General features: G+C 63.7%; 17 protein-coding genes. 14 read left to right on the forward strand and 3 right to left on the reverse strand.

What is annotated here, in order from left to right; translation table 11 throughout:
• The first annotated feature begins 39 nt into the window (after positions 1–39).
• The 5 genes from GM910_RS01410 to GM910_RS01430 are packed head-to-tail and all read left to right on the forward strand — an operon-like array spanning position 40 to position 5,038.
• Entirely contained in the window at positions 40–864 is an 825-nt protein-coding gene (locus tag GM910_RS01410; RefSeq protein WP_159585772.1) for an ABC transporter ATP-binding protein, read from the forward strand.
• Between the two features lie 14 nt (positions 865–878).
• Positions 879–1,730, forward strand: a complete 852-nt coding sequence (locus tag GM910_RS01415) for an ABC transporter permease (RefSeq protein ID WP_159585773.1) — start codon at positions 879–881, stop codon at positions 1,728–1,730.
• A 1-nt stretch (position 1,731) separates the two neighbouring features.
• Positions 1,732–3,048 (forward strand): cytosine deaminase, encoded by a 1,317-nt coding sequence (locus GM910_RS01420; protein ID WP_159585688.1) that lies wholly within the window; start codon positions 1,732–1,734, stop codon positions 3,046–3,048.
• Positions 3,048–4,457 (forward strand): FAD-binding oxidoreductase, encoded by a 1,410-nt coding sequence (locus tag GM910_RS01425; RefSeq protein ID WP_159585689.1) that lies wholly within the window; start codon positions 3,048–3,050, stop codon positions 4,455–4,457. The genes GM910_RS01420 and GM910_RS01425 overlap by 1 nt, the downstream gene beginning before the upstream one ends.
• Positions 4,457–5,038, forward strand: a complete 582-nt coding sequence (locus GM910_RS01430; RefSeq protein WP_159585690.1) for an NAD(P)H-dependent oxidoreductase — start codon at positions 4,457–4,459, stop codon at positions 5,036–5,038. Before GM910_RS01425 ends, GM910_RS01430 begins: the two co-directional genes overlap by 1 nt.
• Before the next feature lie 97 nt (positions 5,039–5,135).
• On the opposite strand, the gene GM910_RS01435 is transcribed toward GM910_RS01430, so the two are convergent.
• From GM910_RS01435 to GM910_RS01445, 3 genes are read right to left on the reverse strand one after another with little or no spacing between them, the layout of a single operon-like run.
• The gene (locus GM910_RS01435; RefSeq protein WP_159585691.1) at positions 5,136–5,525 is read right to left on the reverse strand and encodes a RidA family protein; all 390 of its coding nucleotides are present in this window, start codon (positions 5,523–5,525) and stop codon (positions 5,136–5,138) included.
• Between the two features lie 36 nt (positions 5,526–5,561).
• On the reverse strand, positions 5,562–6,479 hold the full coding sequence (locus tag GM910_RS01440) for a response regulator transcription factor (RefSeq protein WP_159585692.1): 918 nt from the start codon (positions 6,477–6,479) through the stop codon (positions 5,562–5,564).
• Positions 6,480–6,526: 47 nt separating this feature from the next.
• Positions 6,527–9,682 carry a hybrid sensor histidine kinase/response regulator gene (locus tag GM910_RS01445; RefSeq protein ID WP_159585693.1) on the reverse strand — a complete coding sequence of 1,052 codons (3,156 nt, stop codon included), beginning with the start codon at positions 9,680–9,682 and terminating at the stop codon, positions 6,527–6,529.
• Between the two features lie 319 nt (positions 9,683–10,001).
• On the opposite strand from GM910_RS01445, the gene urtA reads away from it, so the two are divergent.
• From urtA to GM910_RS01490, 9 genes are all read left to right on the forward strand, one after another.
• Positions 10,002–11,264 carry an urea ABC transporter substrate-binding protein gene (gene urtA, locus GM910_RS01450; RefSeq protein ID WP_159585694.1) on the forward strand — a complete coding sequence of 421 codons (1,263 nt, stop codon included), beginning with the start codon at positions 10,002–10,004 and terminating at the stop codon, positions 11,262–11,264.
• Positions 11,265–11,510: 246 nt separating this feature from the next.
• Positions 11,511–12,437 carry an urea ABC transporter permease subunit UrtB gene (gene urtB / locus GM910_RS01455; protein WP_159585695.1) on the forward strand — a complete coding sequence of 309 codons (927 nt, stop codon included), beginning with the start codon at positions 11,511–11,513 and terminating at the stop codon, positions 12,435–12,437.
• 13 nt (positions 12,438–12,450) lie between these two features.
• Entirely contained in the window at positions 12,451–13,590 is a 1,140-nt protein-coding gene (urtC, locus tag GM910_RS01460) for an urea ABC transporter permease subunit UrtC (RefSeq protein ID WP_159585696.1), read from the forward strand.
• An 11-nt stretch (positions 13,591–13,601) separates the two neighbouring features.
• Positions 13,602–14,366, forward strand: coding sequence for an urea ABC transporter ATP-binding protein UrtD (gene urtD, locus GM910_RS01465; RefSeq protein WP_159585697.1), 765 nt, complete (start codon positions 13,602–13,604; stop codon positions 14,364–14,366).
• Between the two features lie 9 nt (positions 14,367–14,375).
• The gene (gene urtE / locus GM910_RS01470; RefSeq protein WP_159585698.1) at positions 14,376–15,065 is read left to right on the forward strand and encodes an urea ABC transporter ATP-binding subunit UrtE; all 690 of its coding nucleotides are present in this window, start codon (positions 14,376–14,378) and stop codon (positions 15,063–15,065) included.
• A 33-nt stretch (positions 15,066–15,098) separates the two neighbouring features.
• The gene (gene fmdA, locus GM910_RS01475; protein WP_159585699.1) at positions 15,099–16,331 is read left to right on the forward strand and encodes a formamidase; all 1,233 of its coding nucleotides are present in this window, start codon (positions 15,099–15,101) and stop codon (positions 16,329–16,331) included.
• 10 nt (positions 16,332–16,341) lie between these two features.
• A complete protein-coding gene (locus GM910_RS01480; protein WP_159585700.1) occupies positions 16,342–16,677 on the forward strand; it encodes an FmdB family zinc ribbon protein in 336 nt (111 codons plus the stop codon).
• Positions 16,678–16,899: 222 nt separating this feature from the next.
• Positions 16,900–17,781: a hypothetical protein gene (locus GM910_RS01485; protein WP_159585701.1), complete on the forward strand. Its 882-nt coding sequence runs from the start codon at positions 16,900–16,902 to the stop codon at positions 17,779–17,781.
• Between the two features lie 204 nt (positions 17,782–17,985).
• Entirely contained in the window at positions 17,986–18,588 is a 603-nt protein-coding gene (locus GM910_RS01490) for a hypothetical protein (protein WP_159585702.1), read from the forward strand.
• The last annotated feature ends 14 nt before the right edge of the window (positions 18,589–18,602 follow it).

Genomic DNA, 18,602 nt, shown 5'->3' on the forward strand with positions numbered 1-18,602 from the left:
GGGCAGAGCAAGCGGGTGAAGGGCCGAGACATGAACATAATGCATGCGCCCGGCGAGCTTGTCGTTGGCATGCGCGCCTCCGCCCGGCCGGTGGTGACGATGCGGGAGGTCTCGAAAGTCTTCTCGAACGGGACGCTCGCTCTGTCGGACATGTCGCTCGACGTGAAGAACGGCGAGTTTTTGAGCCTGCTCGGCCCCTCCGGCTGCGGCAAGTCCACGGCGTTGCGCATCATCGCAGGTCTCGGCGTTGCGAGCTCCGGCACCATCGATTGGCCGAGCTCGCGCATCAACAGCAAGGGCCTGCCGCAGGGCGACATAAGCTTCGTCTTCCAGGAGCCGACCCTGATGCCGTGGCAGACGGTGTTCGGCAATGTCTACCTGCCGTTCCGGCTGAGACATCTTCCAAAGCGCCAGGCCCGCGACCAGATCATGGAAACGCTCGCCATGGTCGGCCTTGAGGATTTCGCGGAGGCCTATCCGCGAGAGCTTTCCGGGGGCATGAAGATGCGCGTCTCCATCGCCCGCGCGCTGGTGACCAAGCCAAAGCTCCTGCTGATGGACGAGCCCTTCGCCGCGCTCGACGAGATCACCCGGCAAAAGCTCAACGACGATGTGCTGCGGCTGTGGCGGCAGACCGGCGTGACGGTGATCTTCGTCACACACTCGGTCTACGAGTCCGCCTATCTCTCGAGCCGCATCGTCGTCATGAAGGCTCGACCCGGCCAAGTTTTCGCCGAGGTTCCGCTTGAGCGGGCCGATATGCGCGACGGGTATTACCGCACCTCCGAGGAGTATCGCGCCACCTGTGAGCGCGTCTCGCGCACGCTCCAGGAAGCGATCGCAAGCGCAGAGCCTGTCTCATGAGCGGCGGGGTGCGGATGACGATTGCCGGCGGTAATATCCCGTCGAGGCAGGCGGATGCGCCCGCTCCGGCCAGAGCCAGCACGTCGCAAAAGCTGCTGCGCGTGAGCGTGCCGCTTCTCATGCTTTTCCTGGCTCTTCTGGCGTGGGACCTCTATGTGCGGCTGAACGACGTGCCGCCCTATATCCTGCCCGGCCCGCTGACCGTTGCGGACGCGCTCCTCAACGACTGGGGCACGCTGTGGCCGGCGCTCTTCGTTACGACGAAGATCACCTTCATGGCCCTCGCGCTGGCGCTTTTAGGCGGCGTCGGCCTTGCTGTCTTCCTCGTGCAGTCGCGCTGGGTGGAACTCGCCTTCTATCCCTTTGCGGTGATCCTTCAGGTGACACCCATCGTGGCCGTGGCACCGCTGATCCTCATCTATGCGCCGACCACGCAGGTGGCGCTCCTCATCTGCGCCTTCCTGGTCGCCTTCTTCCCCATTCTCTCCAACATGGTGCAGGGCCTGAAGAGCGTCGACCACCACCTCCTGAACCTTTTCGACCTCTACGGCGCCTCGCGCTGGCAGACGCTGCTTTATCTCAAGCTCCCGGCGGCTCAGCCATACTTCATGACCGGGCTCAGGATCGGCGGCGGGCTGGCGCTGATTGCAGCCGTGGTGGCGGAATTCGCCGCGGGATCGGCAGGCGCCAATTCGGGCCTTGCCTTCCGGCTCCTCGAAGCGCAATACCGGCTCAACATTCCACGGCTCTTCGCCGCGCTCATTCTCCTGTCGCTGCTCGGCGTCGCGATCTTCGCGCTCACCTCGTTCATCGCCTGGCTCTCGCTCCGGCGCTGGCACGAGAGCAGCGTGCGCAGGGAAAACTAGAATGCTGCCATCGTTCCTCGAAATCCCGCAGTCGGAGCGATTCATCCTGCGCAATGCGGCGCTGCCCGCGGTGGCAGCGAGCGGCTATGCCGCACCCGCGCGCGATGGCCTCCTTGCCGCCGATATCGAGATCGCCCACGGCCTGATCGCCGCCATCAGCGAGCCCGGCCAACAGGCGCAGAGCATCCCCGCCGTGGACCTGCGCGGTGGGCAGGTATGGCCGTGCTTCGCCGACATGCACACGCATCTCGACAAGGGACACATCTGGTCGCGCAAGAACAATCCCGACGGCACCTTCGACGGCGCGATCGAGGCTGTGCGCTGCGATCGGGAAGCCAACTGGTCGGCGCTGGACGTCGCCGCGCGCATGGATTTCTCCCTGCGCTCAGCCTATGCGCACGGCACCAAGCTCATCCGCACGCATATCGACTCGTTGCCGCCGCAGCATGAAATCTCCTGGCCTGTCTTCGCCGAGATGCGCGAGAAATGGGCCGGCCGCATTGATCTTCAGGCAGTCGCGCTCTTCCCCTTGGACCTCATGGAGGACCGCGCTGCCTACCTGGACCTGGTTGAGCAGGTAACGGCCCACGGCGGGCTGCTCGGCGGCGTCACCCGCATGGGGCCGATGTTGGAAGAGCAGCTGGAACTTCTGTTCCGGACGGCGATGGAGAAGGGGCTCGACATCGACCTCCACGTCGATGAAACGGCCGATGCGGAAGCGAAGACGCTGCAGGCGATCGCCGAGGCCGTGATCCGCAACCGCTTCGACGGCCATGTTGTCGTCGGTCATTGCTGCTCGCTCGCCCGTCAGGGCGAGAATGAGGCTGCCGAGACCATCGACAAGGTGGCCGAGGCGGGGCTTGCCGTGGTCTCTCTGCCCATGTGCAACATGTATCTGCAGGACCGGCAGGCAGGGCGCACGCCACGCTGGCGCGGGGTGACGCTCATCAACGAGCTGGCCGAGGCGGGAGTCGCAACCGCCATCGCCTCGGACAACACCCGCGATCCATTCTATGCCTATGGCGATCTCGATCCGGTCGAGGTCTTCCGCGAGGGCGTGCGTGTCCTGCATCTCGACCATCCCATCGACCTGGCACCGCGTCTTATAACCGCCAACCCCGCCAAAATCCTCCGGCGCCCCGACGTCGGGACGATCGCCGTGGGCAGGCCCGCCGATCTCGTGCTCTTCAGCGCCCGCGGCTGGACCGAGTTGCTCGCCCGCCCGCAGTCCGACCGGATCGTGATGCGCGGCGGGAAGACGATCGAGCGGCAACTGCCGGACTATCGCGAACTCGACGAACTTCTGGGGGTGTACTGATGCCGGATTACGCGAAGATCAAGGCAGAGCTTGATGGCATTGCTGTCGAGGACAATCCGGGCCTCGTGCGGCAGAAGAGCCGTGACTTCTTCTGGTATTCGCCGATCCTGAAGGAGCAGCTCGACCAGGTGACGGGCGACCTGCTCGTCTCGCCGCAAAGCGAGGAAGAGGTGATCCGCACGCTGAAAGTCGCCTATCATCACGGCATCCCGGTGACCGCGCGCGGTGCGGGTACCGGCAATTACGGCCAGGCCATGCCTCTGTCGGGCGGCATCGTGCTCAACATGGCGCGCATGAACAAGGTCAAGGCCATCTTCCCAGGCCGGGTGATTGCAGAACCGGGAACGGTGATGGCCGCACTCGACCGCGAGACTCGCGCCCATTCGGGGCAGGAGCTGCGCTTCCACCCCTCCACCCACAACACCGCCACTATCGGCGGCTTCGTGGCGGGCGGCTCGGGCGGCGTGGGCTCCATCAAATGGGGCGGCCTGCGCGACCTCGGCAACATCCTGCGGCTGCGCGTCGTAACCATGGAGGCGGAGCCGCGCGTAATGGAGCTCACCGGCTGGGAGCTGCAGAAGGTCAATCACGCCTACGGCACCAATGGCATCATCACCGAGGTCGAGATGCCGCTGGCGCCAGCCTATGATTGGGTGGATGTGCTCGTCGGCTTCGACGGCTTCATGCGCGCGGTCGAGTTCTCCGACCGGCTTGCCGCCTCTAACGGGCTTCTGGTCAAGGAAATCGCGCCGATTGCAGCGCCCATTCCCTATGACAGCTTCTCCCGCCACAAGCGGTATATCCGCCACCGCGACCAGTCCGTGGTCGTTATCATGGTCGCCCCGCACGCCATGGAGCCATTCCGGGCGCTCGTGGAGAAATTCCGCGGCGAGCTTCTCTTCCGCGCCGACGAGGTGGAGAGCATGAAGGGCATACCGGAAGCCTTCGAGCTTACCTGGAACCACACCACGCTTCGCGCGATGAAGGCGGACAAGAGCTTCACCTATCTCCAGGTGCAGTATCCGGGCCCGAACCACGTGGAGAAGGTCCGGCGCATGACGGAGATCCTCGGTGACGAGGTCCCTGGGCACCTGGAATTCATCCGCTTCGACGGGCAGGTGCAGTGTTCCGGCCTGCCGCTGGTGCGCTTCACCACCAAGGAACGGCTGGAGGAGATCATCAGGATCCACGAGGACAATGGCTGCCCGATCTTCAACCCGCACCGCTACACGCTGGAGGAAGGCGGCATGAAACAGACCGACAAGATCCAGCTTGCCTTCAAGAAGCAGACGGACCCCAAGGGCCTGCTCAACCCCGGCAAGATGATCGCCTGGGAGAATCCCGACTTCGACTTCAAATCGGGCAAGACCTATCTCTATCCAGGCCTCGAGGCGCTCATGAGCGCCTGATGCGCGTCCTTGTCCTTTTCGCGCATCCGGTGGAATCGAGCTACAGCGCGGCCCTCCACGCCACGGTGGTGGAAAGCCTCGGCGCAGCCGGCCACGAGGTCGACGACTGTGATCTCTACGCGGAAGGTTTCGACCCGGTGCTCAGCCGTCACGACCGGCTCGTCTACCACGACATCCCGGAGAACCGCGCCCTGATCGAGCCCTATGTGCAGCGGCTGGAGAGCGCGGAAGGCCTGGTGATCGTCTCGCCGGTCTGGAATTTCGGCTTCCCGGCAATTCTCAAGGGCTATTTCGATCGGGTCTGGGTGCCGGGTGTTTCCTTCGATATCGCCGATGGTCGCGTAAAACCCCGGCTCACCAATATCCGCAAGCTCGCCGCGGTGATGACCTACGGCGCAAACCCGCTGCGCGCGTTTCTGGCCGGCGACCCGCCGCGCAAACTGGTCAAGCGCGTGCTGCGCGCCACCGTGCGGCCGGTCGTGCCCGTCAAATACCTCGCGCACTACGACATGAACCGCTCGACACAGGAGACGCGGGCGCGCTTCCTTGCCCGTGTCGGAACGGAGATGGCGCGGTTTTAGAGCATGATCCCGAAAAGTGGATGCCGGTTTTCGGAAAAGATCATGCTCAAACAAAGGGATAGATCGGGATGACGATTCAACGAAGCGTCATCCTGATCTAATCGGCTCTCAGCGCTGTCACCTCCACCTCGACCTTGAATTCGGGCCTGGTGAAGCCCGAGACGATGACGAGGGTGGAGACGGGGAGCGGCGAAGATGTGTAGCGGTCGCGCACGGCCATGTAGGTGGGAAAATCGTCGCGGTTGGTGACAAAGCCGGCGATGCGGATCACGTCGGCAAAGGTCATCCCGGCTTCCTCCAGGATCGCCTTGGCCGCCTCGAAACACAGAACCGCCTGCGCCTCGATATCCTCCGGAATTTCATCATCGGGCTTTATGCCGAGCTGCCCGGATGTGACGAGCAGCCTACCGCCCGAAGGTATCAGGAGCCCATGGCTGTAGTTGCCGAAGGGGCTGCGGATGGTCGGCGGGTTGATCGCTTTCTTCATGTCATCGTCCGGTCGTCCCGGGCGGCCATGCCCGGCTTATCGGTCCCATAGCACGCGTACCGACATGGTGGCCGCAGCGGTGCGGTTTTCCACGCCGAGCTTGTTGAATATCTGCTCCAGATGCTTGTTCACCGTGCGCGGGGAGAGGTCGAGGATCTCGGCGATCTCCTTGTTCGACTTTCCGTGCGTGATCCACAGAAGCACCTCTGCCGCGCGGAGTGACAGATCGAAGGCAGTCGCAAGCCGCTCCTCGTCGGTGCCTGCCTCACGGTCGATCAAGCGGATCAGGCGCTCCGCCCCGCCGGCACCGCCAACGATGCGGCATTCCACCTTTTTGCCGTTGCGGCTGAGAATGTACGGTTCGGTCCGGCCCGGCTTCTGGGAGAGGAGCCAATCGGTGACTTCCCATGGCAGGCGGCCGCCCTCCTCCACCGCGACGCCGCATTTCAGGAGCAGCTCGCTTGCCTGCGGCGTCGCCCACAGGAGCGTGCCCCGATTGTCGGTGACGACGATGCGCCGGCCGGTACTGTCGAGCGCCTGGCGCGCGGAGCGGGCGCGGCGGGCATTCGCCAGATGCACCCGCATGCGCGCCAGAAGCTCCACGATCGGCACCGGCTTGACGACGAAGTCCACTCCGCCGGAGGCGAGCGCGTTGACCACGTGCTCGCTTTCGCCGAAGCCGGTCATGAAGATGATGGGGATGTCGGCCATACCCATCTCCGTCTTGAGGATGCGGCAGGTCTCGAAGCCGTCGATGCCGGGCATCTTGGCGTCCATCAGGATGATGTCCGGCCCGATCTCCTGGGCGATGTTGAGTGCAGCGCGCCCGCTTGTCGCGACCACCACCTTCATGCCCTCCAGGCCCAGCGCGTCGGTAAGCATGCCGAGCGCATCCGGCGAATCATCCACCACCAGCACGACGGGTGGTGCCGAGGAGGCGGCGCTCACGCCCATTCCGGCTGCTCCTTTCGTGTATGCATAGCCATGAAAGCCTCCATCCATCACATGCCCTCACCGCTCTCGGCCAGCGGCCGCTCATGATACGTCCATTCGATGCCGAGCGCCGAGCCGAGCTGTTCCATGAGATCGTCGACACTGAACGGCTTGACGAGATAGCCGTCATGCGCGCGGCGGTATTCCGGCAGGTTGCGCTCGTTGCCCGCGTCGGCGGAAATCATGATGATCGGCAGGTTCGGGTGGAGATGGCTGCGAACCTCCTGCGCCACCCGCCAACCCGAGGCGCCGGGCATGGCGACGTCGAGAATGAGCGCGTCCGGGCGCGCCTCAGCGAGCGCGGCAAGGCAGGCGGTGCCGTCCGGCACGGCGGTGACCGCAAAGCCGAGCGGCTCGAGGACATCTCCGATCAAGGCGCGCTGGGCGGGATCGTCGTCGGCGATCAGCACCTTGAACGCCCTCCCCTTTATGCCGGCGATGGCCGCCGCTGGCGGTTTCTGCTCGTCGGGCCGTGTGGCCGCGCTGAGCATGAGGCGCACGGTGAACGTCGTGCCCCGTCCCCGTTCCGATTTCACGCTGAGTTCCCCGCCCATGATCTCCACCAGAAGCTTGGTGATCGTGAGGCCGAGGCCGGTACCGGGCGGGCTGACGCCACCCGTGCCCTCTATCCTTTCGAAGGGCAGGAAGATGCGGTCTATGTCTTCGGCCGCGATGCCGATGCCCGTGTCCTCGATCTCGAAAGTGGCGATCTGGCTGCGATAGGTGACGCGGAAGGAGACCCGGTCGCGTTCGGTGAACTTCACCGCGTTGGAGAGCAGGTTGATGAGGATCTGCCGCAACCTCTTCTCGTCCGTGTAGACGTATTCGGGAATGTAGGACCCGGGCTCGAAGACAAAGCCGATGCCTTTCTCCTGCGCTTGCAGGGAGAACATGTCGACGAGCTGGTCGAGATAGGGGCGAAGTGCGGTCTTGTCCCGATAGATCTGCAGGCGGCCCGCCTCGATCTTGGAGATGTCGAGAAGCCCCTCGATCATTCCCGCCAGATGCTCGCCGGAGCGCTTGATGGTGCGGGCGGCGTTACCGACGATCTGGGGCGTCGGGTCGTGGCGCTCCAGGAGCTGCGCATAGCCGAGGATGGAGTTGAGCGGCGTGCGCAGCTCGTGGCTCAGACCCACGATGTATTTGCTCTTGGCGAGGTTGGCGGATTCGGCCGCCTCCTTTGCCTTCTGAAGCTGCCGGTCCGTCTCCTCGTGCGCCTCGATCTCCTCCATCAGGAGCGTCGTGTGGCGCCGTGCCTCGTCCTCGGCGAAGACCCGACTTTCATGCGCGAGCACGAAGAGCCAGACCATGATGGCGGCAATGACGAAGATGATGGCGAAAAGCCGCAGGAACATGGGGAAGACGAGGGCGGGCGGCAGGCCGCCGCCCACGGTCGACTGGTAGTAGACCACCGAGAGCACCAGCGCGATCAGCGCCGTGACCATGGTGAGGATGCCGAGATAGCTGCCGATGCGCGAACCGACGAGGTCGGCGACGTGCGGCGGGAAGACGGCGCGGGCGAAGCCGCCGATCTGCTCCGACAGCCTCGCGCCCTCCTTGCAGCGGTCGCCGCAGCGTGCGTCGAGCGAACAGCACAACGAGCAGATGGGCCCACTGTAGATTGGGCAAGCGGCCATGTCCTCCGGCTCGAAGCTGTGCTCGCAGATGCAGCATTGTATGGTGCTGTGTCCATCGGGCAAGTGCGAGGTGCGGGCCAGATAGTAGCGTCCACCCGTGGCGACGGCGATGACGGGCGCAAGAAGGAAGGCGGCGGCGATGGCGACATGGGCGTAGAGCGCGGCCGCCACCGCGCCGAACAGACCGAGATAGGACATCAACGCCAACAGGATGGCGATGGCGGCCGCGCCGAAGCCGACCGGGTTGATGTCGTAGAGGTGGGCGCGTTTGAATTCGATGTGGCGCGGCGACAAGCCGAGCGGCTTGTTGACCGTGAGGTCGGCGACGATGGCGGCAAGCCATGCTCCGGCGATCATGGCGTAGAGGCCCAGGATCTGCTCCAGCGCCTTGTAGATGCCGAACTGCATGAGAAGCAGCCCAATCACCACGTTGAAGACCACCCAGACCACGCGACCGGGATGGCTGTGGGTGAGGCGGGAGAAGAAATTCGACCAGGCGATGGACCCGGCATAGGTGTTGGTGACGTTGATCTTGACCTGGCACAGGACGATGAAGATGCCCGTCAGCCCCAGGGCAAGCTCGGGGCTTGCCACCATCTGCTGGAAGACCGACAGGTACATGCGCGTCGGCTCGGCCGCGTCATAAAAGGCGACGCCGCTCTGGAAGGCGAAGTAGGCGAGGAAGGAGCCGGCCAGCATCTTCATCGCCCCCAGCACCACCCATCCGGGGCCGGCAGCGATGAGCGCACTCCACCAGGCGATACGGTTGGCGGTGAGCTTGCGCGGCAGGAAGCGCAGATAATCGACCTGCTCGCCGATCTGCGCGACAACGGAGAAGACGACCGCCGAGGCCGCGCCGAACATGGCAAGCGAGAAGGTGCCGTCCACCGGCCCCCGAAGGCCCGTGTATCCGGTCCAGCCGCGCATCGCCGGCACGCTTTGGGTGGCGATATAGAGGAAGGGCAGGAGCTGCAGCACGATCCAGAAGGGCTGCGTCCAGGCCTGAAAGCGGTTGATGAAGGTGATGCCGTGGATGACCAGCGGGATGACGAAGAGCGCGCTCACCACATAGCCGGCGGCGAGCGGGATGCCGAAGCACAGCTCCAGCGCCGTCGCCATGATCGCCGCTTCGATGGAAAAGAAGATGAAGGTGAAGCTCGCATATATGAGCGAGGTGACCGTGGAGCCGAGATAGCCGAAGCCTGCCCCGCGCGTCAAAAGGTCGATGTCCACGCCATATTTGGCCGAATTGTAGCAGATCGGGATTCCCATGAGGAACATGACGAGGCAGCTCGATAGAACCGCCCATAAGGTCGTCTCGAACCCATAGTTGAGGGTGAGCGTTCCGCCGATAGCCTCGAGCGCCAGGAATGAAACCGCGCCGATGGCCGTGTTGGCGATGCGCCAGGCCGGCCAGCGGCGGACTTTGGTGGCCGTGAAGCGCAAGGCGAAGTCTTCAAGCGTCTGATTGGCCACCCAGACATTGTAGGTGCGGCGCACGCGGGTGACCTTGAAACCCGCGGTCATGTCCGCCTTGCCCCCCAAACGACTTGCTTCACATGCATCGGTCTACTCCACACGCAACCGATGCCCTCTCCAGCGTCCCTGCCCCGCCCGCGCGTTCCTTGAGCGCCGGCAGCACGATGCTGCGGCGCCTGGGTTATTTTCCGTACCGAAGCCGGTGCGCGGAGTTCCCCTTCGTTATTTGCCGCAGCTTAGGGGGAAAAATGCGCCGCGGGAATACGTCAAATGCCCCGTTGATAGGCAGCAGCCTTAAATGCCCAAAATTGCGGCAGTTGGCGATAGGCCAGCAGGTTTGAGATCAGGCAAGCGAGGCACAAGCATCATGAGCGACGATACCCCTCGGAAGAGTCCCATCGCCACACGCAGGCAGGTTCTTGCCGGCATCAGCGCCCTGCCCTTCATGGGCATGCTGGGCGGCAAAGTGAACGCGGCCGACTATCCGACGGCGGAGGTGAACACCACCGGCCTCGCCGTGACCGACGACAAGGTGACGGTGGGCATCCTGCACTCGGTCACCGGCACCATGGCGATTTCGGAGACCGGCTCCGTGCAGGCGGAAAAGCTCGCCATCAAGCAGATCAACGATATGGGCGGCGTGCTCGGCCGTCAAATCGACTTCATCCAGGAGGACGGCGCCTCCGACTGGCCGACCTTCGCCGAGAAGGCCAAGAAGCTTCTCGTTCAGGACAAGGTGGCGTCCGTGATGGGCTGCTGGACATCGGCCTCGCGCAAGGCGGTGCTGCCGGTTTTCGAACAGTATAACGGCATGCTCTACTACCCGACCTTCTACGAAGGTCTCGAAGAGTCGCCGAACGTCATCTACACCGGCCAGGAAGCCACGCAGCAGATCATCGCCGGTATCGACTGGGTGGCGCAGAACAAGGGCGCCAAGAGCTTCTATCTTCTGGGCTCCGACTACATCTGGCCGCGCACCTCCAACAAGATCGCCCGCAAGCATATCGATAAGCTGGGACTGGAAGTGGTTGGCGAGGAGTACTACCCGCTCGGCCACACCCAGTTCAACTCGGTGATCAACAAGATCAAGCTCCGTAAGCCGGACGTCATCTACGCCATCATCGTCGGCGGCTCCAACGTCGCCTTCTATAAGCAGCTCAAGGCGGCGGGCATCGACATGACCAAGGAGAAGCCGCTGCTCCTCACCATCTCGGTGACGGAGGACGAGATCCTCGGCATCGGCGGCGAGAACATCGTCGGCGCCTATGCCTGCATGAAATACTTCCAGAGCCTGCCGAACGACAACAATGCCGAGTTCGTCACGGCCTTCAAGGAGATGTGGGGCGAAGAGATCGTCATCGGCGACGTGACGCAGGCCGCTTATTTGGGACCGTGGCTGTGGAAGATGGCGGTGGAGAAGGCCGGCAGCTTCGACATCGACAAGGTTCGCGAAGCCTCTCCGGGCATCGAATTCACCAAGGCGCCGGAAGGCTACGTTCGCATCCACGAGAACCACCATCTGTGGTCCAAGACACGGGTCGGCCACGCGCTCGACGATGGCCAGTACGAGGTGGTGTTCGAGACGGAGGACCTCGTGGAGCCCGACCCCTTCCCCGAAGGCTATCAATAAGCCTCCAGCTCGGCCTCTCCGGCGCTCATCCGGGGAGGCTCCCCACGCCACGCGTCATCCCGGCCAAGGGAGCGCAAGCGACCGCGAGCCGGGATCCATTCCGTGACTCGTCCATGTTCCGGCCCGCGTCGCCAGAGCTTCAGCGAGGCGAGAATGGGTCCTGGACAGCCTCCGCTCCGCTTCGGCTTCCGGGATGACGCCACGGGCGAAGGGCGCCGGCGTCAACGCAAACAGCACGAGGCAACCATGATCGGCGACTACACCCTTGTCGAATTCAGCTCCATCCTGGCGATGCAGGGTTTCGCCGGGCTCATCCTCTTCTCCGTCTTCGTGCTGATGGCGCTGGGGCTTGCCATCATCTTCGGCCAGATGGGCGTCATCAACATGGCCCATGGCGAGTTCATGATCCTCGGCGCCTATGTCACCTGGCTCTGCTCGCATTTCGTGACGGCCTATGTGCCGGCGTTGTTTCCCGTCTACTTCTTCGTTGCCATGGCGCTCGCCTTTCTCGTCTCGGGCGCGCTCGGCATGCTGGTCGAATGGGCGATGATCCGGCATCTCTACAAGCGCCCGCTCGACACATTGCTGGCGACCTGGGGCCTGAGCCTCATTCTGCAGCAGCTCTATCGCTCAGTCTTCGGCGCGCGCGAGGTCGGCGTCAGCCTGCCCGACTGGATGATGGGGTCCATCGCACTGACCGACATCATCGAGGTGCCGATCAACGGCATCTTCGTCATGGTGCTGACGATGCTTATCTCCCTTGGCGTCTTTATCCTGATGTTCCGTTCCGCTTGGGGCAGGCGCGTGCGCGCCGTTGTGCAGAACCGCGCGATGGCCGGTGCCGTCGGCATCAATACCAAGAAGGTGGACCGCGTGACCTTCGGCCTCGGATGCGGGGTGGCGGGCGTTGCCGGCTCCGCCTTCACCATGATCGGCTCCACCGGGCCGACGGCTGGGCAGCTCTACATCGTCGACACCTTCCTTGTCGTCGTATTCGGCGGCGCGGCCAGCCTCATCGGCACCATCGCCTCCGCCTTCACTATCAGCCAGGCCCAGTCGACCATGGAGTTCTTCATGTCGGGTTCGATGGCCAAGGTGCTCACGCTTCTGACCGTGGTCGGCATTCTCATGCTGCGGCCCGAAGGCCTCTTCACACTCAAGATGCGCCGCTGAGGGAGACCTTGCGATGAACGCCACTTTCTACACCCGGCGCGAATGGATAGCCCTTGCCGTCCTTGCCGCGCTCATCCTGATCGTCTTCCCCGCCACCATGGACGTCTTCCGCCTCAACCTGGTGGGCAAGTATCTCACCTATGCCTTCGTTGCCGCGGGGTTGGTTCTGTGCTGGGGGCACGGCGGAATCCTAAGCCTCGGCCAGGGCATTTTCTTCGGCCTCGGCGGCTACTGCATGGCCATGTTCCTGAAGCTGGAGGCTTCCAGCCCGGAAAACACGGCCATCCAGTCCACGCCCGGTATTCCCGATTTCATGGACTGGAACCAGGTCACCGAACTTCCCTTCTGGTGGATCCCCTTCAAGTCCTTCCCGTTCACGCTCGCCGCCGTCGTGCTGGTGCCGGTCATCTTCGCCTACATCATCGGCGCGGCCATGTTCAAAAGGCGGGTGGGCGGCGTCTATTTCGCCATCATCACCCAGGCGATCGCCGCCATCCTCACCATCCTCATCATCGGCCAGCAGGGCTACACCGGCGGGGTCAACGGCATCACCGACCTGCGCACCCTGCTCGGCTGGGACATCCGCACCGACAGCGCCAAGTTCATCCTCTACTTCGTCAACGCCGCCCTCCTGATCGTAGTGCTCCTCCTCGGTCAGGCAGTGCGGGTCTCCAAGTTCGGCCGGCTCTTGATCGCCATGCGCGACAAGGAGGACCGGGTGCGCTTCTCCGGCTACAGCGTGGCCGATTTCAAGATCTTCATCTTCTGCCTGGCGGCCGCCTTCTCGGCCATCGGCGGGGCGATGTTCACGCTGCAGGTGGGGTTCATGTCGCCCTCGTTCGTGGGCATCGTGCCGTCCATCGAAATGGTCATCTTTGCCGCCGTCGGCGGGCGCTTGTCGCTCTTCGGCGCGGTCTACGGCGCGCTCATCGTCAACTGGGCAAAGACCAGCTTCTCCGAGAGCTTTCCGGAACTCTGGCTGTTCGCCATGGGCGGCCTTTTCATCGCCGTCGTCATGGCCTTCCCCAACGGGCTAGCCGGCCTCTTCCGCTCCCATGTCGAGCCGCTTCTGGCAAAGCTCACGCGGAAGTCGCCTTCGCCGCCCGCTCCCGACGCTACACCGGCCGAAGCCGTCAAGCTGGCCGCTGAATAGGAGGCCCACCCATGCAACAGGCCAACCCAGCCTCCACACCCAGGGACTTCCTTCTCTCGGTCGAAGGCCTCACCGTCTCCTTCGACGGCTTCAAGGCGGTCAACGACCTTTCCTTCTACGTCGACGAGAACGAGATCCGCGTCATCATCGGCCCCAACGGCGCCGGCAAGACCACCGTGCTCGACTTGATCTGCGGACGCACGACGGCAACCGAAGGCTCCATCCGCTTCCGCGACAAGGAGCTGACGCGGATGAGGGAGCACGAGATCGTCCACGCCGGCGTGGGGCGGAAATTTCAGAACCCGTCGATCTACGAGGATCTGACCGTCTTCGAGAACCTCGAGCTCTCCTTCCCGCGCGGCCGCGGCGTCTTCGGCGCGCTGGCCTTCAAGCGCGACAAGCAGGTGATCGACCGCGTCGAGGAGATCGCCGAGATGATCTTCCTCAGGGACCAGCTCAAGACGGAAGCAGCGATCCTAAGCCACGGCCAGAAGCAATGGCTGGAGATCGGCATGCTCCTGATCCAGAGCCCGGAGCTCCTGATGCTCGACGAGCCGGTGGCCGGCATGAGTGTGTCGGAGCGCGTGAAGACGGCGGAACTCCTGCACCAGATCATCAAGGATCATTCGGTGATCGTGATCGAGCACGACATGAAATTCGTCCAGGACATCGCCCACCGCGTCACCGTGATGCACCAGGGCAAGGTCCTCTCCGAGGGCTCGATGGACCACGTCCAGCACGACCCGAAGGTCATCGAAGTCTATCTGGGCCACTAGGAGGCGGACATGCTCAACGTCGACAATCTCAGCGTCTCCTACGGCCAGAGCGAGGTGATCCACTCCGTCTCCTTCGGCGTGAAGCCCGGTGAAATCGTCGCCATCATGGGGCGCAACGGCATGGGCAAGACCACGCTCATGAAGTCGCTCATCGGCATGCTGCCGGCGCAAGCGGGCGGCATCAGCATCGACGGCGATGCGATCGAAGCTTCGGAAAGCTACGAGCGGGTCGCAAAGGGCCTCGCCTATGTGCCGCAGGGGCGGATGGTCTTTTCCACGATGACGGTGAAGGAGAACATCGAGACCGGCCTCACCGTGACCGGCGAAAGCACGGTGCCGGGCGACATCTATGAGCTGTTCCCCGTGCTTCTCGAAATGAAGAGCCGGCGCGGCGGCAACCTCTCCGGCGGCCAGCAGCAGCAGCTTGCAATCGCCCGCGCGCTCGCCTCGCGGCCCAAGGTGCTGCTGCTCGACGAGCCGACGGAGGGAATCCAACCCTCCATCATCAAGGAGATGGCGCGCACATTGCGCCGCATCCGCGACGAGCGCGGCCTTTCCATCGTCGTCTCCGAGCAGGTTTTAAGCTTCGCCCTCGACATCGCCGACCGCGTGCTCGTCATCGAGAACGGCGAATTCGTCCATGAAAGCCCGCGGGCGGGAATCGACGAGAAGAAAGTCGCGTCCTTCCTGTCCGTCTGACCAAATCCACGTATTCACAAAGAGGAGCCATCCATGCCCGACACATTGATCAAGGTCGATCTCGCGTCTTCGCCTTACGAGAACGAGATGATCCACAACCGCTGGCATCCCGACATCCCCATGGCCTGCTGGGTCGAACCGGGCGACGATTTCCGCGTCGAGACGCACGACTGGACCGGCGGTCAGATCAAGAACGACGACGACGCCGCAGATGTGCGCGACGTGGACCTGAACCAAGTCCATTTCCTGTCCGGGCCGATCGGCGTCAAGGGCGCCGAACCCGGCGATCTCCTCGTCGTCGACATCCTCGATATCGGCGCCTTCGACAATTCGCTCTGGGGCTTCAACGGCTTCTTCTCCAAGAAGAACGGCGGCGGCTTCCTGACCGAGCATTTCCCCGAGGCGCAGAAATCGATCTGGGATTTCCACGGCATGTTCACCTCCTCCCGCCACGTGCCGGGGGTGAAATATGCCGGCCTCATCCATCCAGGCCTCATCGGCTGCCTGCCGGACAGGAAGATGCTGGAGATGTGGAACACGCGCGAGAAGGCGCTGTTCGATACCGATCCCGAGCGTGTACCGGCGCTTGCCACGCTGCCCAATGGCGACAAGTCCGCCCATATGGGCACGCTCAAGGGCGAGGCGCGCGACAAGGCAGCCGCCGAGGGTGCGCGCACCGTGCCGCCGCGCGAACACGGCGGCAACTGCGACATCAAGGATCTGAGCCGCGGCTCGAAGATCTACTTCCCCGTCTATGTGGACGGCGCCGGCCTCTCCATGGGCGACCTGCACTTTTCCCAGGGCGACGGCGAGATCACCTTCTGCGGCGCCATCGAGATGGCCGGCTGGCTGCACATCAAGGTCTCGCTCCTGAAGGATGGCATGGCCAAATACGGCATCAAGAACCCGATCTTCCGCCCCTCCCCCATCACGCCCAAATACGACGACTACCTGATCTTCGAGGGCATCTCGGTCGACGAGGCCGGCAAGCAGCACTATCTCGACGTGCACATCGCCTACCGCCAGGCCTGCCTCAATGCCATCGAGTACCTCACCAAGTTCGGCTACTCCAGGGCTCAGGCCTACGCCATCCTCGGCACCGCGCCCGTGCAAGGGCACATTTCCGGCGTCGTCGACATCCCCAACGCCTGCGCTACGCTGTGGCTGCCTACCGACATCTTCGAGTTCGACATCATGCCGGGGAACGCCGGGCCGGTGAAGCACCTCGACGGCTCGGTCTCCGTACCGCTCGCACCCGATCTGTGAGGCTTCTCCGATGCCCTTCTACGACTACGAATGCGGGGAGTGCGGTGTCTTCACCGCGCTCCGCCCCATGGCGAAGGCGGCCGAGCCCTGCGACTGCCCCGAATGCGGCGCGTCCGCCCCGCGTGTCATCTTGCGCACACCCAACTTCGCCCTCATGGAACCGGGAATGCGCGTCGCGCACGCCACCAACGAGCGCGCCGCCCACAACCCGAAGAGCACCAGGGGTGGCCAAGCGCACGGACCGGGATGCTCGTGCTGCACGGGAAGACGTCCGTCAAAAACCGTCAGCCAGCCAGACGGCGCCAAGACATTTCCGTCCGCAAGGCCTTGGATGATCAGCCACTAGCACTGCATGCTCCTCTTGAACGCCCGGAATCGCCGGAGGTCAGGCCTTTCCGCAAACTTCCGTCTTATCGGGCACGGTCTAAAGTCCGAACCGCCGGCCGTAGAGGTCCGATACCCGGAACAGCGCCGGGAAAGGCCCGTTTAGGCGCAGATTCATCGGCCATTGTACTGCCGGAGAAGCGGCAGCATCGGCCGGTGAATCGCCTATGAAGAGGAGAAACCAATGAAACGGGTACTAGGACTCACGACCGCTGCCTTGATGGCAACCTCCATCCTGGCTTTCCCCGCCCTGGCCGACGATGACGACGATGGCGGCAGCTCGGTTGACGCATCCAGCAGCGCTTCCTCCACATCCGATGCCTCCGGTAGCGTATCGGCCGACGATGGGAGCGTGTCCGGTACGGCGGATGCCTCCACCAGTTCCAGCGGGACGGCCGACGTCTCCGGAACGCTGGACGGCTCCGGTGATCTGTCGGGCAGCGCCAGCGCGTCCACCGCGGCCGAGGCTGACGCCGAGGCCTCGGGAAGCTTGAACGGCGACGACGGGACCGAAGCGGACACGTCCGCGAGCGCCGGCACGGAAGCGGAAGCTGAAGCTTCCGGCACATTGACCGGAGCGGAAGACGAAGGGGCGATGACGTCCACGTCTCCGGAAGCTGACGCGGACGCAGAAGCCACGGTTCCGGGCGACGGCACGACTGAAGCCGCCGCGACTGCAGAGGCTCCGGAGGAAACCGACGCTGTAACCGCAACCGCGACCGCCTCGTCCGAAGAGGTCGTGCAAGCCGTTTCGGCGATCGAGTCGAGCAACACCTTCGTCACACAGATCAACGACGTTGGTGAAGGTGCGACGGTGAGCGTCGTGAATATCGGCTCAATCACCAATATCGAGAACAACACCACGATCGAGAATGCCATCAGCATCCACGCCGATGACATCGCCAATCTGCAAGCCGCGATTGCATCGAATGGATCGCTCAGCGCGACCCTCGAAGCCAACAACGTGAGCGTGTCCTCGATTGTTGGAGCGAGAGCCGAGGGAGACCAGCTGATCCTGTACGGGCAAGATTGCGACAGGATGGGTCCCCTGGGACAGTGTGGCTGACGGTTGACGTCGCGCTTACCTAGCGAAGCCTGCGTGTCAGCCTGCCGGTCCCGGCAGGCTGACCATTGGACCATCGCTTCACGAGGACGGCACTGATCTGACCGCTTCTTGGCACGAAGTCTCCATGATTATTGTCGACAGTCAGGAGTATTCTATCTTCTTGAGTGGATTGAGAGAGCCAAGCGGCTGTAGGGGAATGGAGCCATGTTCTCAGCTGGAAAGCTCACATCCGCACTCCTCGGTGTGTCCCTCACGGCTGCGCTCGTCGCGGCCCCCTATCGCTTCACCTTCACCGACCCCTCGAGGGGACTTCTCCCGCAGACGGCGGCCGCCCAGGACGATTCCGAAGGGAGCGATTCCGGCTCGGGCGAGGATTCACCGAGCAGCGACGGGCCCGGCAGCGCAACCGATACCGAAGGAACCCCCGGCCCAAGCGATACCGTCCAGGAGCCAGGCGGCAGCGGCGACCCTGCGGCCGCGGGCGATGCCGTCCAAGGAAGTCCCGACGAGGAAGTTGAGCAGGGCAGCACCGAACCCGAGCCGGTTGACAGCACCGCGCCCGTTGACAGCGGCAGCACCGACCAAGTCGAGCCCGACCAGCAGGAACCCACCGATGGGACAACCGCCAATGTCCCGACTGAAGAGGTGCCGACCGAAGAGGTAGACCTCGAAGTGCAGTATTCGAACGGGATGCGGGAGGAGATCCGGGACGGTCGCTACGAGATGACCGATGCACATGGCCGCATCATAATCAATCGCCCCGCAACGCAATCCGATCACCTTCGGCTGCGCGCCGTAGGCAAGTGATCGCGAAACCGATC

The sequence above is a fragment of the Chelativorans xinjiangensis genome, from assembly GCF_009812055.1.
Lineage (GTDB): Bacteria > Pseudomonadota > Alphaproteobacteria > Rhizobiales > Rhizobiaceae > Chelativorans > Chelativorans xinjiangense.

Coding starts and splice junctions, on each gene's coding strand:
- fmdA (WP_159585699.1), top strand. CDS start 15,099: ATGCCCGACACATTGATCAAGGTCGATCTCGCGTCTTCGCCTTACGAG.
- GM910_RS01420 (WP_159585688.1), top strand. CDS start 1,732: ATGCTGCCATCGTTCCTCGAAATCCCGCAGTCGGAGCGATTCATCCTG.
- GM910_RS01485 (WP_159585701.1), top strand. CDS start 16,900: ATGAAACGGGTACTAGGACTCACGACCGCTGCCTTGATGGCAACCTCC.
- GM910_RS01410 (WP_159585772.1), top strand. CDS start 40: ATGCATGCGCCCGGCGAGCTTGTCGTTGGCATGCGCGCCTCCGCCCGG.
- urtB (WP_159585695.1), top strand. CDS start 11,511: ATGATCGGCGACTACACCCTTGTCGAATTCAGCTCCATCCTGGCGATG.
- GM910_RS01440 (WP_159585692.1), bottom strand. CDS start 6,479: ATGGGCGTGAGCGCCGCCTCCTCGGCACCACCCGTCGTGCTGGTGGTG.
- GM910_RS01445 (WP_159585693.1), bottom strand. CDS start 9,682: ATGACCGCGGGTTTCAAGGTCACCCGCGTGCGCCGCACCTACAATGTC.
- urtE (WP_159585698.1), top strand. CDS start 14,376: ATGCTCAACGTCGACAATCTCAGCGTCTCCTACGGCCAGAGCGAGGTG.
- GM910_RS01425 (WP_159585689.1), top strand. CDS start 3,048: ATGCCGGATTACGCGAAGATCAAGGCAGAGCTTGATGGCATTGCTGTC.
- GM910_RS01415 (WP_159585773.1), top strand. CDS start 879: ATGACGATTGCCGGCGGTAATATCCCGTCGAGGCAGGCGGATGCGCCC.
- GM910_RS01490 (WP_159585702.1), top strand. CDS start 17,986: ATGTTCTCAGCTGGAAAGCTCACATCCGCACTCCTCGGTGTGTCCCTC.
- GM910_RS01435 (WP_159585691.1), bottom strand. CDS start 5,525: ATGAAGAAAGCGATCAACCCGCCGACCATCCGCAGCCCCTTCGGCAAC.
- urtD (WP_159585697.1), top strand. CDS start 13,602: ATGCAACAGGCCAACCCAGCCTCCACACCCAGGGACTTCCTTCTCTCG.
- urtC (WP_159585696.1), top strand. CDS start 12,451: ATGAACGCCACTTTCTACACCCGGCGCGAATGGATAGCCCTTGCCGTC.
- GM910_RS01480 (WP_159585700.1), top strand. CDS start 16,342: ATGCCCTTCTACGACTACGAATGCGGGGAGTGCGGTGTCTTCACCGCG.
- GM910_RS01430 (WP_159585690.1), top strand. CDS start 4,457: ATGCGCGTCCTTGTCCTTTTCGCGCATCCGGTGGAATCGAGCTACAGC.
- urtA (WP_159585694.1), top strand. CDS start 10,002: ATGAGCGACGATACCCCTCGGAAGAGTCCCATCGCCACACGCAGGCAG.